This is a genomic window from Azospirillum sp. RU38E (assembly GCF_900188385.1).
Classification (GTDB): domain Bacteria; phylum Pseudomonadota; class Alphaproteobacteria; order Azospirillales; family Azospirillaceae; genus Niveispirillum.
Genome location: NZ_FZOI01000001.1, coordinates 989,837 through 1,007,283 on the forward strand (window position 1 = coordinate 989,837; position 17,447 = coordinate 1,007,283).

Here is a 17,447-nt window from a genome sequence, read left to right on the forward strand (position 1 = left end):
AAATACCGGGCGAAGGCTTGTTCCCGTATTCACCATGTCCAAGAAACAAGCCGTTTCAATGGCTTGATGCCTTGCGAGCGGGTGCCGGGGTTTCCCAGGGTACTGAGCCGCTCGCAATGTCGGGTCGGCAACAGCATAGCGGGTTCTGCCCACCAGGGAAAGCGGTTGTCGTCGGTTTGACCTTTTCAATCCACCGTCTGGAACGGATTTTCCCCATCGCGGCTTTCCACCTCGATCACCCAGAGGTCGGGGTCGCGCTTGGTGTGGCGGTCGATGAAGGCAGTGGCCTCCATCTCATCCATCAGGGCACCATTGGCGCCCGGCACCCAGCCCAGCTTGCCGGACAGGTCGCGGCCCTGGGTGAACAGCCGGTTGCCCTGGCCCAACACAGCGACTTTCAGCAGGATCAGCCCCCCCTCCCGATCCCCCTTGCGCAGCACATAGGCACCGATACCGGTGCTGTTGCAGCGGCGCAGGCCGGCCTGCACGATCAGGTGGGTGGGCAGGCGGTCTTCCATGGGATTGGCTTTCCGGCAGGATGGGGATCGACTTCAAACGCCCGTTGGCTTCAAATGGGGCCGACGAGAGATCAACAACACCATGCGGACCCGATGATGCAAGAGCCAGTGATGTTCAATCGCGCCCTTCTGACCAATGATGACGGGATCGATGCGCCCGGTCTGGCCGCCCTGGCCGCAGCCGTGGCCCCGCTGGCGCGGGAAATCTGGGTGGTGGCGCCTGAACATGATCAGAGCGGGGTGTCGCGGGCGCTGTCGCTTTACACCCCGCTGCGGCTTTATCCGCGGGGGGAGCGGCGGTTTGCCGTCAGCGGCACGCCCAGCGATTGTGTGGCCATGGCGCTGCGGGTGGTGATGGCGGACAACCCGCCGGATATCGTGTTTTCCGGCATCAATCGCGGCGCCAATCTGGCCGACGAGGTGGGCTATTCCGGCACGGTCAGCGGGGCGATGATGGCGCGGCTGCTGGGCGTGCCGGCCTATGCCGTCAGCCAGGCCTGGCGCGACCGGGAGAATGTGCGCTGGCACACGGCCATCCAGGCGCTGCCCGCTGTGGTGCGCCGCTTCGGCCCGGCCCCGCGCACGGTGTTGAACGTGAATTTCCCCGATCTGGAGCCCGACGAACTGACCGGCCTGTCCATCACCCGCCAGGGCCAGCCGGGTTCCATGTCGGTGGAGGTGGAACGGCGCAGCGATACGCGGGGCTATGATTATCACTGGCTGGCCCTGCGCCGCCGCCAGGGGGCCCCCACGCCCGATGACAGCGACATTGCCGCCCTGCGCCGGGGGGAAATCAGCGTCTGCCCGCTGGGCTTTGATTTTACCGATGAGGCCATGCTGGAGGAACTGCGCGCGGCGGGGGGAATTTAAAAATAAACGGCCCGCCGGAGGGTGATCCGGCGGGCCATTCTGGATTGCCTTGAGGACGGCTTGCTTTATTATTTCTTGCCGTTCTTGGAGGTGTGCATATCGGCGGCGTCCATATGCATCAGCTTGCGCAGGAAGGGGCTGACCAGGGCGACCAGCACGGCAATCACCGTGGCCCCGATGAACAGATCCCAGAACACGCCGCTATAGACCGGCAGGCTTTCCTGGGCGGTCATCACCTTGCCCGGCTCCGTGCTGGTGCTGGCCAGGGCCGCAACCCAGCCGGCCAGGAAATGCGCCCCGGCAGAGGCCAGGAACCAGACGCCCATCACCATGGCGGTGATGCGCGCCACCGACAGGCGGGAGATCATCGACAGGCCGACCGGCGACAGGCACAGCTCACCCGTCGTGTGCAGCAGATAGCCCAGTGCCAGCCAGAACAGACCGGTCTGTGCATCCTCCCCCGCGAGCGAGGCACCGAAGACCAACGCGCCGAAGCCCAGGCCCACCTGCAGGATGGCCAGGGCGAATTTCATCGGGGTGGACGGCTCCCACCCTTTCTGCGCCAGCTTCACCCAGCCCCAGGAGAAGACGGGGGCCAGCAGCACGATGAACATCGGGTTGAAGACCTGCACCACCGAGGCCGGCACGATGAACAGACCGAAGAAGGAGCGGTCGGAATTGCGGTCGGCGAACAGGGTCAGCGAGGTGCCGGCCTGTTCGAACAGGGTCCAGAACACCACCGACAGACAGGTCAGCACCAGCACCACGACCATGCGGTCGCGTTCGATCTTGCTGCACTGGGTCAGGCTGAACCACAGGATACCGGCCAGCACCACGGCCACAATCACCAGCAGCAGGCTGCCGACGACCGCGTGCCACTGCACCAGTTGCCAGTTGATCAGCACGGCGGCCACGGCGCCGACATAGATCATGGCTTCGCGCGACAGGCCGATGGCGGTGCGCGCCTTCAACTGTGCCGGATTGGGCGGTTCGGCATTGCGGTACCATTGGGTACCACGGGCAAACACCACCAGGCCCGCCACCATGCCGATGCCGGCCAGACCGAAGCCATAGGCCCAGCCATAGGTTTCGCCCAGATAGCCGCAGGCGATGGTGGAGAAGAAGGAGCCCAGATTCACACCCATGTAGAAGATCGTATAGCCGGGGTCGCGGCGCGGATCATCCTTGCTGGGATAGAGCTTGCCCACCATGGTGGAGATGTTGGATTTCAGGAAGCCGACGCCGACAATGATGAAGGCCAGCGACAGGAACATGATTTGATCATAAGGCGACTGGCGGACGATGACGCCATCGATGATCTGGGCCGGGCTGCCCTCGAACGCCATGCCGATATGGCCGCAGACCAGCAGGATGGCACCCAGCATCACCGCCTTGCGGTTGCCCAGATAACGGTCGGCGATGACGCCGCCGATCACCGGCATCGCATAATTCAGCGAGGCATAGCTGGCATAGATGAAGCCCGCCATCTCGTCACTGTAAAGGAAATGCTTGACCAGATAGAGGGTCAGCAGGGCGCGCATCCCGTAAAAGGAAAAGCGCTCCCACATCTCGGCAAAAAACAGGGGGGCCAGACCACGCGGGTGGCCGAAGAAGCCGCGCTCCGGGTCGTTAGAGATCAAAGCCATCGTCGCCTTGCGGGTGATATATGTCCGAAGGCGCGGGCTATATCATGTTTGGCGGGTCTGGAATACCGGCTTTGCGGGGCCGGCATGGCCCCTCGCGGATGCAGGCTGAGCGTTGTTCAGGGGGCTGTTGGGTAAAATTTCCACCCATTCCGGCATTGGGTTGAAACAATGCCGCCGCAATGGCGGCCTGGGTTGAAATAATCAACCGGCATCACCATGGTGGGCCGGGGTGGGCGGGCGAAAATATTTTCACACGCCCGTCACGGATCAGACAAAAAACGGCCCTGTTTCAAAGCTGCTGCCCTGGCCCAGCCGATCGATATGCGCGGCCAGCCAGGAATCGGCGGCGCTGCGGCCCATGTCCCGCAGGTCGCACAGGAAGCCCCAATCGCCGTTCAGCTTGCTGGAAACCCCCAGATCCGCCATCCCGGCCTCGCTTTCCACCATATGCAGATGGACGGCGCGCAGCCCGCTTTCCGGGCCGATGCGCCCGTCGGCCAGCAGCCGGTTCACCAGTTCGATGGAGCGCAGTTCGCGGTAGAAGGTGGAATTGAAGCTGATTTCATTGATGCGGTCGATGATGGCGCTGGGCGCGCGGGGCAGTTCCGGCCGATGGATGGGCGTGACCTGCACGATCATCACATCGGCCGACTGGCAATGTTTCACCAGCGGGTCAATCACCGGGTTGCCCATATAGCCGCCATCCCAATAATGTTCGCCGTCGATCTTCACGGCCTGGAACAGCATGGGCAGGCAGGCGGACGCCAGCAGGCATTCTACCGACAGTTCCTGCCCGGCAAAGACGCGCAACTGACCCCGGTTGACATTGGTGGCGCTGACGAACAGCCGCACATCGGTGGCCTGCCGCAGCAGGCTGAAATCCACCAGCCCTTCCAGCACATCATGCAGCGGGTTCACCCCCATCGGGTTGAACTGATAGGGCGACATCATGCGCACCATCATGTCCAGCCCGGCATAGATGGGGTTGCTGTCCAGGTTGGGGCCGCTGCCAAAGGGAAACGGCCAAGGCTGTGACAGCGGCCCCAGCGCGTGTGACTTGGCCACCCGCCGCCATAGCCGCTCCAACAGCTCCCGCGCTGCCTGCGGTCCGCCGGTCAGCAGGCCCTGGGCCAGCAGGGCGCCATTCATGGCACCGGCAGAGGTGCCGCTGATCCCCTCCACCTCCAGCCGCCCATCCTCCAGCAGCCGGTCCAGCACACCCCAGGTGAAGGCGCCATGGGAGCCGCCCCCCTGCAGGGCCAGATTGATGCGATGACGGGTGGGCACAGCAGATGGCTGCGCAGCGACGGGCGCGGAACGGCGGCCCGGCGTGCGCGGGGAGGGGGGCTTGGTCATGTGTCAGTTGTCTTTATAGGGATTACTGCGCTGTCCAGCCGCCATCGACGGGCAGGGAAGCGCCTTTGATATTGCCAGCGGCTTCGCTGCACAGGAAGACGGCCAGATCGCCCAATTGGTCAGGGGTGGTGAACTGGCGCGACGGCTGCTTTTCTGACAGCAGCTTTACCTGTGCCTCGGCAACGGTGATGTTTTCCCGCGCGGCCAGCGCGTCGATCTGCTTCTGCACCAGGGGCGTCAGCACCCAGCCGGGGCAGATGGCGTTGCAGGTGATGCCGCTTTCCGCCGTTTCCAGGGCCACCACCTTGGTCAGCCCGACGACGCCATGCTTGGCGGCGACATAGGCAGCCTTCTGCGCGCTGGCGACCAGACCATGGGCAGAGGCGATATTGATGATGCGGCCCCAGTTGCGCGCCTTCATGCCCGGCAGCACGGCCTGGGTGCCATAGAAGACGGCGGACAGGTTGATGGCGATGATGGTCTCCCACCGTTCCGCCGGGAAATTCTCCACCAGGGCCGTGTGCTGGATGCCGGCATTGTTGACCAGAATGTCAACAGTGCCAAAGGCTTGTTCTGCACTGGCCACCATGGCGGCGATCTGGTCAGGCTTGCTCATGTCTGCGGCGGAATAGAGCGCCTTGACGCCGAAATCCGCCTCAATCGCCTGACGCTCCGCCTCGATCTCGGCGGCATCGCCGAAACCGTTCAGCATGATGTCGGCCCCGGCGGCGGCCAGCTTGCGGGCGATGCCCAGCCCGATGCCGCTGGTGGAACCGGTGACGATGGCGGTCTTACCCTTCAACATGCTGTGCAGGCTCCCGAAAGTGAATGGTTATTCAGGTTGATGGAATAACCCGGATCGCGCCGCCATCCAACCACGCTTTTCGGCAGTGCGATAGGGGGTGCGGCGATGCGGGCATCAGCCATCCCCCTTGCGCAGCCGGTCCAGAATCCCGCCCACCGGGTCACGCGGGGTGGGGGTGGGCTTGGCCGCTGGCTTGGGTGCGGCGGCGGGGACCGGGGCAGGGGCGGCCGCTGCCGGGGCGGGTTTGGGGGCCTTGGCGGCCTCCCGCTTCTGGCTCCAGCTTTGCAGGGCGGTGAGATCGGCGGTGCGCGTGGCGCTGTTTCTCGGCCCCTTCACGGCCAGACCGATGGCAGGCGGGCTGCCATCGGCGGCCGGCAGCAGGGTGAAATCCAGCGTCACGCTGTCCGGTTCCAGCGCCCAGGCGCCGCCACCGGTCACGCTGCCGGCGGCCGTCTCCAGGCTGGTGCCGCTGAGTGCGACGATATGATCGGCCAGCGACCAGTCGAGTGTCAGCTGATCGAATCCGGTCTGTCCGCCGCGCGGCAGCAGGCGGCGCAGATCGGCGGCCAGATTGGCCCCGCCCTGGTCGATGCGCTTGGCAACCGCCCCCAAATCCAGCCCGCTCAGCGTGCCGTTGCGGAAAGCCGCCTTGCCCTGGCCATTCAGCCCGGACCAAAGGGTACGCGGGTTCTTGCCTTCCCCGGTGCCGGTGAAGCTCAACTCCACCTGACCGGCGCTGATCCCCAGACCGTTGGGGCCGGTGGCGAACCGCTCGGGCAGAGTTGCCCCCTTGACCGCCAGGGCCAGGTTGCCGGTCAAGGGTGGGGGGCCGCCCTCCGGCCCGGTTTCCATCTGTGCCCAAGCCCCGCTGGCGGTCAGGCTGCCGCCCTGCCAGGTGCCGGTACCTTCATTCAGGCGCAGCAGGCCGGGCCGCGCCTCCAGCCGCAACAGGGCGTTTTCCGCCTTCTCCCCGGCCAGGGTCAGGGCGGCGCTGCGCAGGGTCAGGGCACCGTTATAGCGGCGGGTCCAGCCCAGGCCGATATCCCCCTCCGGTTTGGTCAGGTTGGGGATGAACCGGTCCAGGTCCAGGGCACCCAGGCTCAATTCCCCGTCCAGGTTGGGCGGCGTGGCTTCCCCCCCCTCTGCCGGGGCCGGCTTGCCTTGCGTCCAGCGCAGGGTGCCTTCCAGGGGCTGGCCGGCGAAATTGCCTTGCAGGGCGGAAAGCGTCAGCACCTCCCCCCTTCGGCCGCCCAATTCCCCATAAAGGTCCAGATTGCCCAACCCCGCCAACCCGGAATCGGGCAGCAGCAGGCGCAGCGCGTCGGCGGTTTCCGGCAGGGTGCTGCGGATTTTCAGGGCGAGATTGGGGGCCGTCGCCGGTTCCAGCACCTCCCCGCCGATCTGGACGTTCCCGCCCAGCAGGCCGGCGCGGATATCAAGGGCGGCCTTGGAGTCGTTCCCCACCATCCGCGCCTCCAGCGACACGGCCCCCAGCCGGTCGGCCAGCGGGATGGCATCAATGGCCAGCGCGCGGAACAGCGGGGCCAGGGTCGGCGCGCTGGCGGTCAGGGTCAGGTGGGAACCGCCGGTCTGCCCACCCCCGGCATAGCGGCCATTGGCCTGCAGGGCGATGCCGGACAGGGATTTCACCGCCAGTTGGCGCAGGGTGACAGCACCATTTTCCAGGCTGCCATCCAGGACCACCCCTTCGGCCTGCAAACCGGCCAGGGCCAACTGATCTGCCTTCAGGTCCAGCGTCAGGTTGGTTTCCTTGACCAGCGGGGCCAGCAGGTCGGCCCAGGCGGGTGCGTCGGCGGTGCGATAGGCATCCAGGTCCAGCCGGTCCAGCACCAGCCGGGCCCCCAGCCCGGTGCGTTCGCGCCTTGTCAGGCTGACAGCCCCGCTCAGTTTCGTGGTGTCGATGCCGCCCGTCAGGTCGGTCAGCGACAGATCATCCGGCTTGCCGGCCAGCTTGCCATGCAGATCGGCCTGCCGCAGCCGTTCCACCGGCACCTTGGCCAGATCAAGGCCGGCCCAGGCCAGCGTGTCGCGCAGGGACGGGCTGGTCAGGCTGACGGCAAGCTCCATGCGCGCTGCCGCTTCCCGCAGATCGGCACTGCCCGACAGGGTGACCGTGGTGCCGCCGGGCAGGGTGGCATTGCCCTGATCCAGGGCCAGCACCCGATCCTGCATCCGGCCCACCAGCCGTAGGTCACGCAGCGTATCCCCGTGCCAGCGCGCCTCATCGGCCAGCAGGTCAATTTCCATCAGGGCGCTGGGCCAGAAATCCACCGGCAATTCGCCGGGCTTGCCCAGCGCATCCAGATCCAGCTGGCTGAAGGCCAGCACCAGCGACCCCGATGCCTCGGCAGAACGGGGGAATTCGGCGCTGCCGGTGGCGCGGGCCACCCCCCATTGCAGGTCGATGCCATCGATGCCAACACTGTCATGATCCGCCGTCAGCCGCCCGCCAAACTGGATCGAGCGGCCCAGCCCCTCGGCCGGTTGCGCGGCCAGCCCCAGCAGCGGGCGCAGCAGGGCTGCCAGCGGGTTGGAATCGACCGCCTGCAGGCTGACATCCCCTGTCAGCGTGTCATTGTCGCCGGCCGGCAGCACGCCGGAAAAGCGCATTTCCGTCTTGCCCGCCGGCATGGACAAGGTGGCCCGCACCGGCAGGGCCCCGCCAGCGGCCCGGCGCGCGGCGGCAAAGCTGAGGCGCAGCGGCTGGTCATTGGCGGTGGCATTGGCGGTCAGTTCAAATGGCCCGTCCGGGCCACCGGCGGTCAGTTCCCCGGTCAGTGCCTCCAGCCGCAGGGTGGGGCGCTCCGGCCGCTCCCAGCTCAGCCGGCTGTCGCTGAAATGCAGGCTTTCCACCTGCACCGATTTGCCCAGCGACTGCAGGGCGATGGGCCAGCGCACAGTGCCGTCCCGGTCCTGGCGCAGCCGCATATCCGCCCCTTGCAGGCGCAGCGATTCGATTTCGATGGATTGCGACAGCAGGGCCAGGGGGCGCACGCGCAGCGCCACCTTTTCCACGCTGGCGACATTCTCCCCGCCATCCAGCAGCCGCACATCGGCCACGGTCAAGGCAGGGGCGGGCAGCAGGGTCAACGACAGGTCGCCATCGATCACCACCTGCCGCCCTGTCAGGTCGGCCAGGACGGCGGCCACCTGATCGCGGAACTGGTTCCAGGGAATAAGTGCGGGGGCCAGCACCAGACCGGCGCCGACCAGCAGCAACAGAACCACCAGGACCAGGAATTTGCGCAACGGACCAACCTTCTTGCCATCGCCGTGCAGACCGGCGTTAACCTATCGCGGGAACGCCGCCGAGGGATAGGGGATGAAATGGGCGAAATCGTGAATCTCAATCGGGCCCGCAAGGCCAAGGAAAAGGCCGCACGGGAAGCACAGGCGGCGGAGAACCGGGTGAAGTTCGGCCGCACCAAGGCTGAGAAACAAAAAAGCCGGGCCGAGGATGAAGCCAAGGCCCGGCTTTTGGAAGGTCACAAGCTGGATAAACCAGAGAAATAATTACTCTGCCGCCGGTGCCGGCTGCGGTTCATCCTGCTTGGGCATGGGCAGGCCGTTGATGGTGGCAACGGCCAGGGCTGCGATATAGGGCAGGGACTGCACCACCAGCATGGCCGACCAGATATAGGCGTCGCGGTTGTCGCCACCTTCGCGCCAGCCGACGGCAAAGGCGGTGATCCACAGGGCCACCATCAGCATCACCTCTTCCTTGGCGTGCAGGAAGCCCTGGATCAGCGCCGGCTGATCCTCGCATTTCGGCGTGCGCACGAAGGGGCGGCCCTGGGTGAACAGCCCGGTCCAGACGGCGCGGCCCACGGTGTGGGTCAGCGCCATGCCGGCCACGGCTGCATTCACCTTGTCCAGGAAGCCGCACTTCACCCGCGCCGCATAAAGCCACAGGCCGCACGCCACCTTGAAGAAGAACACCCCCAGCGTGGGCATGATGAAGACGGTGGGCGGAAATTCGAAATAGCGCGGTGCCAGCAGCAGGCCCAGCGACCAGAAGACACCGCCGATGACAAAGCCCATATGGGCCGCATCGGCAAACCAGGGCAGCCAGCCGGTGACGAAATGGTATTTCTGGCCGAAGGTCAGTTTCTTGCCGGACGGCAGGAATTCCCGCCAATGCCGCTTGATGATCTGCACGGCCCCATAGGCCCAGCGGAAACGCTGGGTCTTGTAGCCGGCGAAGCTGTCCGGTACCAGGCCCTTGCCGAAACTGTCGGGCATATAGACCGATTCCAGCCCCTCCTCAAACAGGCGCAGGCCCAGTTCCGCATCCTCACAAATGCACCATTCGGCCCACCAACCCACCTGTTTCAGGATGGAGGTGCGGATCAGCGTCATGGTGCCATGCTGGATGATGGCGTTGCGTTCGTTCCGCTGCACCATGCCGATATGGAAAAAGCCCTGATATTCCCAATTGATCATCCGATGGAACGGATGGATGTGCCAATCCCGGTAATCCTGCGGGCTCTGCACGAAGGCGACCTTGGGGTTTTCGAAATAGGGCGTGGTGGAGGACAGCCAGTCCGGCGTGACCTGATAATCGCTGTCGATCACACCCACCACTTCGGCATCCGGGGCGGTGACGGCCAGACCGAAATTCAAGGCACCGGCCTTGTAGCCCGGCCATTTTGCCAGATGGAAGAAGCGGAAGCGCGGCCCCAGCTTGGCGCAATGTTCTTCCAGCGGCTTCCACACCGCCTCATCCTTGGTGTTGTTATCCAGCACCAGCACTTCGAAGTTGGGATAATCCATCTTCGCCAATGCGTTCAGGGTCTCAATCACCATATGCGCCGGCTCATTATAGCAGGGCACATGGATGGAAACCTTGGGATAGTAATTATTGGGGTTGGCCTTGACGGGGGCAAATTTCCGCTTCCAACGGTCGGTCCACACCACCTCCGTCAGTTCCAGCCCGTCAATCAGCACCACCACCAACAGCAATATCTGGGCAAAGATCAGCACCAGGAAGGCGATGAAGGACATGGTGTTCATGCCCGTGGTCATCGCCTCTGTTGCCGTCCAGACCAGACCGGAGGCGATACCCTGGATCAGGGCGCCATAGAAAAGCTGGCCGGCGGGTTTCAGATCGTCGCGCTGCAGCACGAACCAGACCATGGGCAGGAAGGCCAGCGCGGTGGCGATGGCGCAGAGCACGGGCCAGCCCGGCACCTCGAACACGCCGCCTTCCATGGGGAATTTCATCTGGCGATGGGTATCCCAGATGCCCCAGTTGGCCTCCGCCTCGCCGCCGATCTCCCGCTTCCAGGGCTGGTCGAAGGCTTCCATGATGTAATAGTCCCAGCGGTTCTCACCGGCCAGGTTCAGGAAGTTGCGGATGAAGGTGGCCTCGTTCACCAGGCTGGCCTGGGCCCCGCCGCGATAGGGGCCATCGGACGGCCAGCCGGCTTCACCCACCAGGATATGCTTGTCGGGATATTTGGCGCGCACCTCGTCATAGCCACGGCGTACCTGCTCCATTGCCTGTTCGATCGGCACCTTTTCCCAATAGGGCAGCAAGTGGATGGTGATGTAATCCACCGCCTCCGCCAGTTCAGGATGCTTGATCCAGACATAGGGCGGCTCAGCGGTGGAGACCGGCACATCCAGTTGCTTCTTGACGCGCTGCACATAATCGATCAGCGCGCCGACCTCCAGATCGCCGCGATACATCACCTCATTGCCGACCATCACCCGCTTGACGTTGGGGTTGGCGCGGGTGAGGCGGACCAGGGAGTTGATTTCCTGCTCATTCTTGCCCAGATCACCGGAGATCCAGGCGCCAGCCGTCACATCCAGGTCATGCTTGGCGGCCAGTTCCGGGATCACCTCCAGCCCGTCGGTGGCGGTGTAGGTGCGGATGGAGCGGACATAGGGGGCCACCACCTCCAGATCACGCTCCATATCGGCGCGGCTGGGATGGCGGCCATCCTGCGGATTCTGATTTTCCTGATAGGGGCTGAATGCCACGCCGGCAATGGTGCCGGCCCACAGCCGATCCGGCGTGGTGGGCCGGTTCGACAAGGCCCAGGCACCAATATTGCCCAGCACCAGCAGCGCCAGCACCAGCCAGGCCGAACCACGCATCTTCAGGATTTTGCCCATCTTACCAATCAAGCCCCTGGGAACATTGCCGGCCAGGAATGGCGGCGGTTCAACTATTTGCAGCCGTTTTTTGTTATTTTTATGAAAAGCGCAATCATGATCCTTCACGCTGGAACACAGCATAGCGCAGGCGGGCCGCTTTGGTATAGACCGGGCATTGCCTGTCGGCCCCGTGCAACAGGGTAGGGGTGATCTGGGATTGATGATGAACAAGATGCTGAAAACGGTCCTGCTGACCGCTTGTTTGCTGACCCCGCCGGCGGTGTTCGCCGCTGAAACACTCAAGCCCGGCGCTGGCGAACCGATCCAGTTCGGCACCAGCTATGTGCTGGAATCGAAGCTTCTGTCGGAAAAGCGGAGGATCAATATTTTGCTTCCGGCCTCCTATGGCACGGGCGATCAGCGCTATCCGGTGCTTTACCTGATCGATGGCGGCGTGAAGGAGGATTGGTTTCACATCGCGGGTCTGGTGCAACTGGGCGATATGAATGGCGTTACCAAGGAGGTGATCCTGGTGGGGATTGAGGGGACGGATCGCAAACGCGACCTGACCTCCCCCTCGCAAGATCCGTTGGATATCAAGGAATTGCCGACCCATGGCGGTGCCGACAATTTCCGTCGCTTCCTGGCCAGCGAGCTGAAGCCCTATATCGACCGGAATTTCCGCACCACGGCGGAAACAGGCGTGATTGGCGAAAGTCTGGCCGGTCTGTTCATCGTCGAAACTTTCCTGCGCCAGCCGGAGCTGTTCACCCATTACATCGCGGTCAGCCCGTCAATGTGGTGGAACAAGGAGGCGCTGTCTTATCAGGCGGCGGATCTGTTGAAGGCGCAAAAGCCTGCGACGCGCAGCCTGCATCTTTCCATCGGCAATGAAGGCGGGGGGATGCGCGCCGGGTTGGACCGTTTTATGGCCGCCTTGAAGGCCGCACCGCCGGCCGGTCTGACCTGGGATTTCCAGGATTTTCCGGGCGAACGCCACCATTCCATCTATCATCCGGCGGCATTACCTGCTTTACGAGCGGCGTTTCCCGGTCCAAATCCAATCAAGTAAGGGAAGGGGCGGCGATGGATCGTGGCTTCGAACTGAATGCGCGGCTGGAAGCCGATACAATTCTGCTGGGGGACTGGCCGCTGTCGCGCGTGCTGTTGATGCGCAACCGGCTGTTTCCCTGGCTGATTCTGGTGCCGCGCCGGGCGGGGGCGGTGGAAATCCATCGCCTGCCGGTGGCGGATCAGATGCAGTTGACACATGAAACCTCAGCGGCAGCAAAGGTGCTGGAACAGATGTTCCAGCCCGACAAGATCAATACTGGCGCCCTGGGCAATGTTGTCTCGCAGCTTCATATTCATGTCATCGCCCGCCGCCGCGACGATCCCGCCTGGCCTGGCCCCGTCTGGGGCAGCGGCCAGGCGGCGGATTATGCAGAAGGGGAAGCGGAGCGGCTGGCGGGACAGCTTTGGGCGGCACTGCAACGTTCTGCCTGATCACCCAGGCGTGAAGTTTTGGTGACGGGCTGGACAGGTCGTTCCACGGCCTTTACCGATTGGTTTCATCCAAATGCGGTAATGGTATTGGATTTGTTATGAAGCGCCTTCTGTTCGGCTTGGCTGTCGCCCTTTCCGCCTCCCTGGTCCAGGCAGCCACGCCCGTGCGGGTGATGAGCTATAATATCCGCTACGACAATCCCGACGATCAGCCCAATTGGGGCCAGCGCCAGGGGCCGATGCTGGCGCAAATCCGCTTCACCGCCCCGGATATTCTGGGCGTACAGGAAGCGCTGCCGCATATGCTGTCAGCACTGGCCCAGGGGTTGCCCGGCTATGCCCATTACGGCAAGGGCCGCAATGACGGGGTAGAGGGCGAAAGCACGGCCATTTTCTACAGCCAATCCCGCTTTGAACAGGTGCGTGCCGAAACCCAATGGTGTTCCAAGACACCCGACCGGCCCAGCAAGGCCGACGGGGCAGGGGAACCGCGCACCATCACCCGGCTGGTGCTGAAGGATCGGCAGGATGGCGCGCTCTACGATGTACGCAATGTGCATTTCGACAATGTCAGCGACCGCGCCCGCAGTGATTGCGCCCGGCAGGTGGCGGCCATCCCGGTGGCGGCGGGGGCCCATACCATTGTGCTGGGTGACCTCAACAGCGGCTTGGATGGCGGCGCCTATCGCCTGCTGGCGACGGGGAGCGGCCTGCGCGATGCCCGCCCGCTCAGCCCGATCATTTTCGGGCCGGAGGGCACCTTCAATGATTTCGATATCCGCCAGACCGGAGAGGCCATCGACCATATTTTTATCGACGCCGGTTTGGGGGTGGCGCGTTTCGCTACCCTGACCGACAGCATCAATGGACAGGTGATTTCCGACCATTACCCGCTGGTGGCGGATATTGTGCCGGCGGTCAGGTAAGCTGGCTCACAGTGGGCGGATAAAAATCTGCTCGCCGCCGCCGGTCATCCCGCCCGCTACCCAGCCATTGCGCTGGTAAAAGGCGGCGGCGCGGCTTTCTGGTTGGGTAGATAAGGTCGCCTGTTGCCAGCCGGCGCGGCGCAGATCGCCGATCATCTGCGCCATCAGGCTTTGCCCGATGCCCCGGCCCTCCGCCTCAGGGGAAATGAACAGCGCCCAGATGCTGCCATCGCGCAGATCGGCGGCGGCAAACCCCAGACATTTGCCTGTGACCTGTTCGCATAGCCAAAGCGATCCTTGTTCGATGAACGGGTCATAGGCGCTCTCCGGCACCTTGGCCGGGTTGGACAGGATGTTTTCCCGCACCGAAAGCCGGATTTGCATCAGGTTAGGGATATCCGATTTCGTCGCAAGGCGGATGTGATCGGCGGGGGACGTTGTCATGATTTCTCCATCCCCCCGACCCTGGCCGATTTTCACCCCGGCTGCACTGTCTTTTTCAGCTTCGCTGTATCGAAGCCCAGCGCCTGGGCGCGGGCGACAATATCATCATAGGTGCCGGGGTCCATGTCGGGTGTACGGGCGAGAATCCAGAGATAATCCCGTCCCGGCGCCCCCACCAGGGCCCAGCGATAATCCGGGTCCAGGCCCAAAATCCAGTAATTCCCCTCAATCAGCGGGAAGAAACTGACCAGCAGCCTGGAACCATCTGGTTTGGCCGGGTCCAGCCGGGCGGTGGCCCTGGCGATATTTTCTTCGCCCTTGGGATTGCCCAGGTGGCAGCGGTTGGTAACATCGACCTTACCATCATCGCGCAGCCGGTATTCCGCACGGGTGGCGGTGCAATTCTTCTGGAACCGGTTGGGGAAGGCCGCAATCTCGTACCATGTGCCTTGATAGCGCTGGATATCCACCGCCTCCACAGTGGGCGGCGCGTTTTCCGGGATGCGGTTGCAGCCGGCCAGCAACAGCAGCGGCAGGGCGAGAAGAGCGAGGCGTTTCAGCATGATCGTTCCACGCGGCGACAGGGCTGATAAGAGTGTGTTGATTGCCTGCTGCGGCAAGGCTCTCTTTCGTTAACGTCGGATACTCCCCCTTTCCGTTCGTGCTGCGTTCCGCCATGATGCGCCGATGGATGCGCTTGAGCCCGTCGATAATCTGATCCCCCCCGCCATTGCCGGCTGGTTCCGCTCGCAGGGCTGGGCCCCGCGCGATCATCAGGTGGCGATGGTCCGCGCGGCGGCGGATGGGCAGCACGCGCTGTTGATCGCGCCGACTGGGGCGGGCAAGACGCTGGCTGGCTTTCTGCCGACCCTGATCGACCTGTCGGAACGCCCGCGTGAGGGGCTGCACACGCTTTATATCTCGCCGCTGAAGGCGCTGGCGGTGGACATCCAGCGCAATCTGGAAACGCCGATTGCCAGCCTGCGCCTGCCCATCCGGGCTGAAACCCGCACCGGTGATACGCCGGAGGCCAAGCGTGCCCGCCAGCGCAGCAAACCACCGCATATCCTGATGACGACGGTGGAGAGCCTGGCCCTGATGCTCTCCTACCCCGAAGCGGCGGATATTTTCCGGCCGCTGCGCCGGATCGTGATTGATGAGCTGCACGCGCTGGCCGGCAGCAAGCGGGGTGACCTGCTGGCGCTGGGCCTGGCGCGGCTTTCCAGCCTGGCGCCCGGTGCCTTGCGGGCGGGCTTGTCGGCCACGGTGGCCGATCCGGATGCGCTGGTGGCCTATCTCTCCCCCACCGGTCGGCTGCATGATGATGAGGGGGAGTTGGCCCCGGTGCGCACCGTGCTGGGCCGCGCCGGCGCGCGGCCGACGGTGGAGATTCTGGCGACCAAGGAATATCTGCCCTGGGCCGGCCATATGGCGTTGCACGCGCTAGCGGAGGTGTATCAGCGTATCCGCGACCATGGCACGACGCTGATCTTCGTCAATACCCGTGCCCAGGCGGAACTGGCATTTCAGGAGCTGTGGCGGCTGAACACGGAAAACCTGCCCATCGCCCTGCACCATGGCAGCTTGGCGGTGGAACAGCGCCGCAAGGTGGAAGCAGCCATGGCCGCCGGAAAACTCCGTGCTGTTGTCGCCACCTCTTCCCTGGATCTGGGGATCGACTGGGCGGGGATCGATCTGGTGGTACAGGTGGGGGCGCCCAAGGGCGTGTCGCGCCTGCTGCAACGCATCGGCCGCGCCAACCACCGGCTGGATGAACCCTCCAAGGCGCTGCTGGTGCCCGGCAACCGGTTCGAGGTGCTGGAATGCGAGGCGGCGGTGGAGGCCATTGCCGACGGCACCCTGGATGGTGACCCGACGCGGCCGGGCGCCCTGGATGTGCTGGCGCAGCACATTACCGGCACCGCCTGTTCCGCCCCCTTCAGCGTCGACGCGCTTTATGTCGAAGTGGTGCGGGCCGCCCCCTATGCCGACCTGTCACGCGATGAATTTGATGATGTGTTTGATTTCGTCGCATCCGGCGGTTACGCGCTGGGGGCTTATGATCGCTTCAAACGGCTGACGCGGGATGAGGATGGGTTGTGGCGGGCCGCCAACCCGCAGGTGAGCCGGCAATACCGGCTGAATGTTGGCACCATTGTTGAAGAGATCATGCTGAATGTCCGGCTGAACCGCGGGGCGGTACTGGGCCGGGTGGAGGAATATTTCGTCAATGGACTGGTGCCGGGCGACAGTTTCGTCTTTGCCGGCCAATTGCTGAAATTCGTTGGTGTGCGGGAGACGGAGGTGATTGTCGCCAAGGGCGGGGAGGGCACGCCCAAGGTGCCCGCCTATGCCGGCGGGCGGCTGCCGCTTTCCACCCATCTGGCCGAAAGGGTGCGCGGGCTGCTGGAAAACCCGCGCCATTGGGACCGTCTGCCGGACACGGTGCAGGAATGGCTGCGGCTGCAGCAATATCGTTCCACCCTGCCGGACCGCTCGGGCCTGTTGGTGGAGAGTTTTCCGCGTGCCGGCAAGGAATTCCTGGTTGCCTATTGCTTTGAAGGGCGCAATGCCCACCAGACGCTGGGCATGTTGCTGACACGGCGGATGGAGCGGGCGGGGCTGCACCCGCTGGGCTTCGTGGCGACCGATTATGTGCTGGCCACCTGGGCGCTGAAGCCGGCCACCGACCTGGATTTCCTGTTTGATCAGGACATGATGGGCGACGATCTGGAAGCCTGGATGGAGGAATCCTCCATGCTGAAACGGTTGTTCCGCAACGTCGCCATCATTGCCGGCTTGATCGAACGCCGGCATCCGGGATTGGAGAAGACGGGGCGGCAGGTCATCTTCAGCGCCGATCTGATCTATGATGTGCTGCGAAAACACGAGCCGGGCCATGTGCTGCTGCGTGCCACCCGTGCCGATGCGGCGGCCGGGTTGACCGATGTGCGCCGCCTGTCCGACATGCTGGGCAGGGTCAAGGGCCGCATCCAGCACCGTCGGCTGGATCGCATCTCCCCCCTGGCGGTGCCGGTGTTGCTGGAGATCGGGCGCGAACAGGTCTATGGCAGCGCCCTGGATGCACTGCTGGATGAGGCCGCCGGCGACATGCTGGCCGAAGCCGTGCCGGAACTGCTGCCGGGTGCCGGTAAAGCGACGCAACCCCGCCTGCTGTGAGGGGCAAAAACAACAAGGCCCGGCAGCGATGCCACTGCCGGGCCTTTTCCATGGCTCAGATACAGAACAG

The 17,447-nt window shown here is 64.2% G+C and carries 14 protein-coding genes; 6 read left to right on the forward strand and 8 right to left on the reverse strand.

Features of this window, described 5'->3' with window-relative positions; all coding sequences use genetic code 11:
• Nucleotides 1-185 precede the first annotated feature (185 nt).
• A complete protein-coding gene (locus tag CHB97_RS04245) occupies nt 186-518 on the reverse strand; it encodes a DUF1491 family protein (protein WP_089286643.1) in 333 nt (110 codons plus the stop codon).
• Between the two features lie 111 nt (nt 519-629).
• Between CHB97_RS04245 and surE the strand changes: the two genes are divergently transcribed.
• Nucleotides 630-1,388 carry a 5'/3'-nucleotidase SurE gene (gene surE / locus CHB97_RS04250; protein WP_244559378.1) on the forward strand — a complete coding sequence of 253 codons (759 nt, stop codon included), beginning with the start codon at nt 630-632 and terminating at the stop codon, nt 1,386-1,388.
• Nucleotides 1,389-1,456: 68 nt separating this feature from the next.
• Here surE and CHB97_RS04255 read toward each other — a convergent pair whose 3' ends face one another.
• From CHB97_RS04255 to CHB97_RS04270, 4 genes are all read right to left on the reverse strand, one after another.
• Nucleotides 1,457-3,034 carry a peptide MFS transporter gene (locus tag CHB97_RS04255; protein ID WP_089286644.1) on the reverse strand — a complete coding sequence of 526 codons (1,578 nt, stop codon included), beginning with the start codon at nt 3,032-3,034 and terminating at the stop codon, nt 1,457-1,459.
• Nucleotides 3,035-3,301: 267 nt separating this feature from the next.
• Nucleotides 3,302-4,390, reverse strand: a complete 1,089-nt coding sequence (locus CHB97_RS04260; protein ID WP_089286645.1) for a patatin-like phospholipase family protein — start codon at nt 4,388-4,390, stop codon at nt 3,302-3,304.
• A 22-nt stretch (nt 4,391-4,412) separates the two neighbouring features.
• Nucleotides 4,413-5,195, reverse strand: a complete 783-nt coding sequence (locus CHB97_RS04265; RefSeq protein WP_089286646.1) for a 3-hydroxybutyrate dehydrogenase — start codon at nt 5,193-5,195, stop codon at nt 4,413-4,415.
• A gap of 114 nt (nt 5,196-5,309) precedes the next feature.
• Nucleotides 5,310-8,465: an AsmA family protein gene (locus CHB97_RS04270; protein WP_089286647.1), complete on the reverse strand. Its 3,156-nt coding sequence runs from the start codon at nt 8,463-8,465 to the stop codon at nt 5,310-5,312.
• Between the two features lie 78 nt (nt 8,466-8,543).
• Between CHB97_RS04270 and CHB97_RS04275 the strand changes: the two genes are divergently transcribed.
• Entirely contained in the window at nt 8,544-8,729 is a 186-nt protein-coding gene (locus CHB97_RS04275) for a DUF4169 family protein (protein WP_089286648.1), read from the forward strand.
• Here the strand turns inward: CHB97_RS04275 and CHB97_RS04280 are convergent, their stop codons facing one another.
• The gene (locus CHB97_RS04280; RefSeq protein ID WP_200819793.1) at nt 8,730-11,339 is read right to left on the reverse strand and encodes a glycosyltransferase; all 2,610 of its coding nucleotides are present in this window, start codon (nt 11,337-11,339) and stop codon (nt 8,730-8,732) included.
• 214 nt (nt 11,340-11,553) lie between these two features.
• Here CHB97_RS04280 and CHB97_RS04285 point away from each other — a divergent pair, with 214 nt between their 5' ends.
• The 3 genes from CHB97_RS04285 (at nt 11,554) to CHB97_RS04295 (ending at nt 13,753) form a co-directional block, all read left to right on the forward strand.
• A complete protein-coding gene (locus CHB97_RS04285) occupies nt 11,554-12,393 on the forward strand; it encodes an alpha/beta hydrolase (RefSeq protein ID WP_160105549.1) in 840 nt (279 codons plus the stop codon).
• Between the two features lie 14 nt (nt 12,394-12,407).
• Nucleotides 12,408-12,827, forward strand: coding sequence for an HIT domain-containing protein (locus tag CHB97_RS04290; RefSeq protein WP_089286650.1), 420 nt, complete (start codon nt 12,408-12,410; stop codon nt 12,825-12,827).
• Between the two features lie 98 nt (nt 12,828-12,925).
• On the forward strand, nt 12,926-13,753 hold the full coding sequence (locus CHB97_RS04295; RefSeq protein ID WP_089286651.1) for an endonuclease/exonuclease/phosphatase family protein: 828 nt from the start codon (nt 12,926-12,928) through the stop codon (nt 13,751-13,753).
• Between the two features lie 6 nt (nt 13,754-13,759).
• On the opposite strand, the gene CHB97_RS04300 is transcribed toward CHB97_RS04295, so the two are convergent.
• Together CHB97_RS04300 and CHB97_RS04305 are read right to left on the reverse strand one after the other, a co-directional pair.
• Nucleotides 13,760-14,197, reverse strand: a complete 438-nt coding sequence (locus CHB97_RS04300) for a GNAT family N-acetyltransferase (RefSeq protein WP_200819794.1) — start codon at nt 14,195-14,197, stop codon at nt 13,760-13,762.
• 32 nt (nt 14,198-14,229) lie between these two features.
• Complete coding sequence (locus CHB97_RS04305; protein WP_089286652.1) at nt 14,230-14,760, reverse strand: lipocalin family protein; 531 nt, start codon at nt 14,758-14,760, stop codon at nt 14,230-14,232.
• Between the two features lie 124 nt (nt 14,761-14,884).
• On the opposite strand from CHB97_RS04305, the gene CHB97_RS04310 reads away from it, so the two are divergent.
• Entirely contained in the window at nt 14,885-17,377 is a 2,493-nt protein-coding gene (locus CHB97_RS04310; protein ID WP_089286653.1) for a ligase-associated DNA damage response DEXH box helicase, read from the forward strand.
• Nucleotides 17,378-17,447: the final 70 nt, after the last annotated feature.

What these genes read in the sequence shown, in the direction of transcription:
- CHB97_RS04245 (WP_089286643.1), bottom strand. Translation starts at nt 518, where the DNA reads ATGGAAGACCGCCTGCCCACCCACCTGATCGTGCAGGCCGGCCTGCGC.
- surE (WP_244559378.1), top strand. Translation starts at nt 630, where the DNA reads ATGTTCAATCGCGCCCTTCTGACCAATGATGACGGGATCGATGCGCCC.
- CHB97_RS04255 (WP_089286644.1), bottom strand. Translation starts at nt 3,034, where the DNA reads ATGGCTTTGATCTCTAACGACCCGGAGCGCGGCTTCTTCGGCCACCCG.
- CHB97_RS04260 (WP_089286645.1), bottom strand. Translation starts at nt 4,390, where the DNA reads ATGACCAAGCCCCCCTCCCCGCGCACGCCGGGCCGCCGTTCCGCGCCC.
- CHB97_RS04265 (WP_089286646.1), bottom strand. Translation starts at nt 5,195, where the DNA reads ATGTTGAAGGGTAAGACCGCCATCGTCACCGGTTCCACCAGCGGCATC.
- CHB97_RS04275 (WP_089286648.1), top strand. Translation starts at nt 8,544, where the DNA reads ATGGGCGAAATCGTGAATCTCAATCGGGCCCGCAAGGCCAAGGAAAAG.
- CHB97_RS04280 (WP_200819793.1), bottom strand. Translation starts at nt 11,339, where the DNA reads ATGGGCAAAATCCTGAAGATGCGTGGTTCGGCCTGGCTGGTGCTGGCG.
- CHB97_RS04285 (WP_160105549.1), top strand. Translation starts at nt 11,554, where the DNA reads ATGCTGAAAACGGTCCTGCTGACCGCTTGTTTGCTGACCCCGCCGGCG.
- CHB97_RS04290 (WP_089286650.1), top strand. Translation starts at nt 12,408, where the DNA reads ATGGATCGTGGCTTCGAACTGAATGCGCGGCTGGAAGCCGATACAATT.
- CHB97_RS04295 (WP_089286651.1), top strand. Translation starts at nt 12,926, where the DNA reads ATGAAGCGCCTTCTGTTCGGCTTGGCTGTCGCCCTTTCCGCCTCCCTG.
- CHB97_RS04300 (WP_200819794.1), bottom strand. Translation starts at nt 14,197, where the DNA reads ATGACAACGTCCCCCGCCGATCACATCCGCCTTGCGACGAAATCGGAT.
- CHB97_RS04305 (WP_089286652.1), bottom strand. Translation starts at nt 14,760, where the DNA reads ATGCTGAAACGCCTCGCTCTTCTCGCCCTGCCGCTGCTGTTGCTGGCC.
- CHB97_RS04310 (WP_089286653.1), top strand. Translation starts at nt 14,885, where the DNA reads ATGGATGCGCTTGAGCCCGTCGATAATCTGATCCCCCCCGCCATTGCC.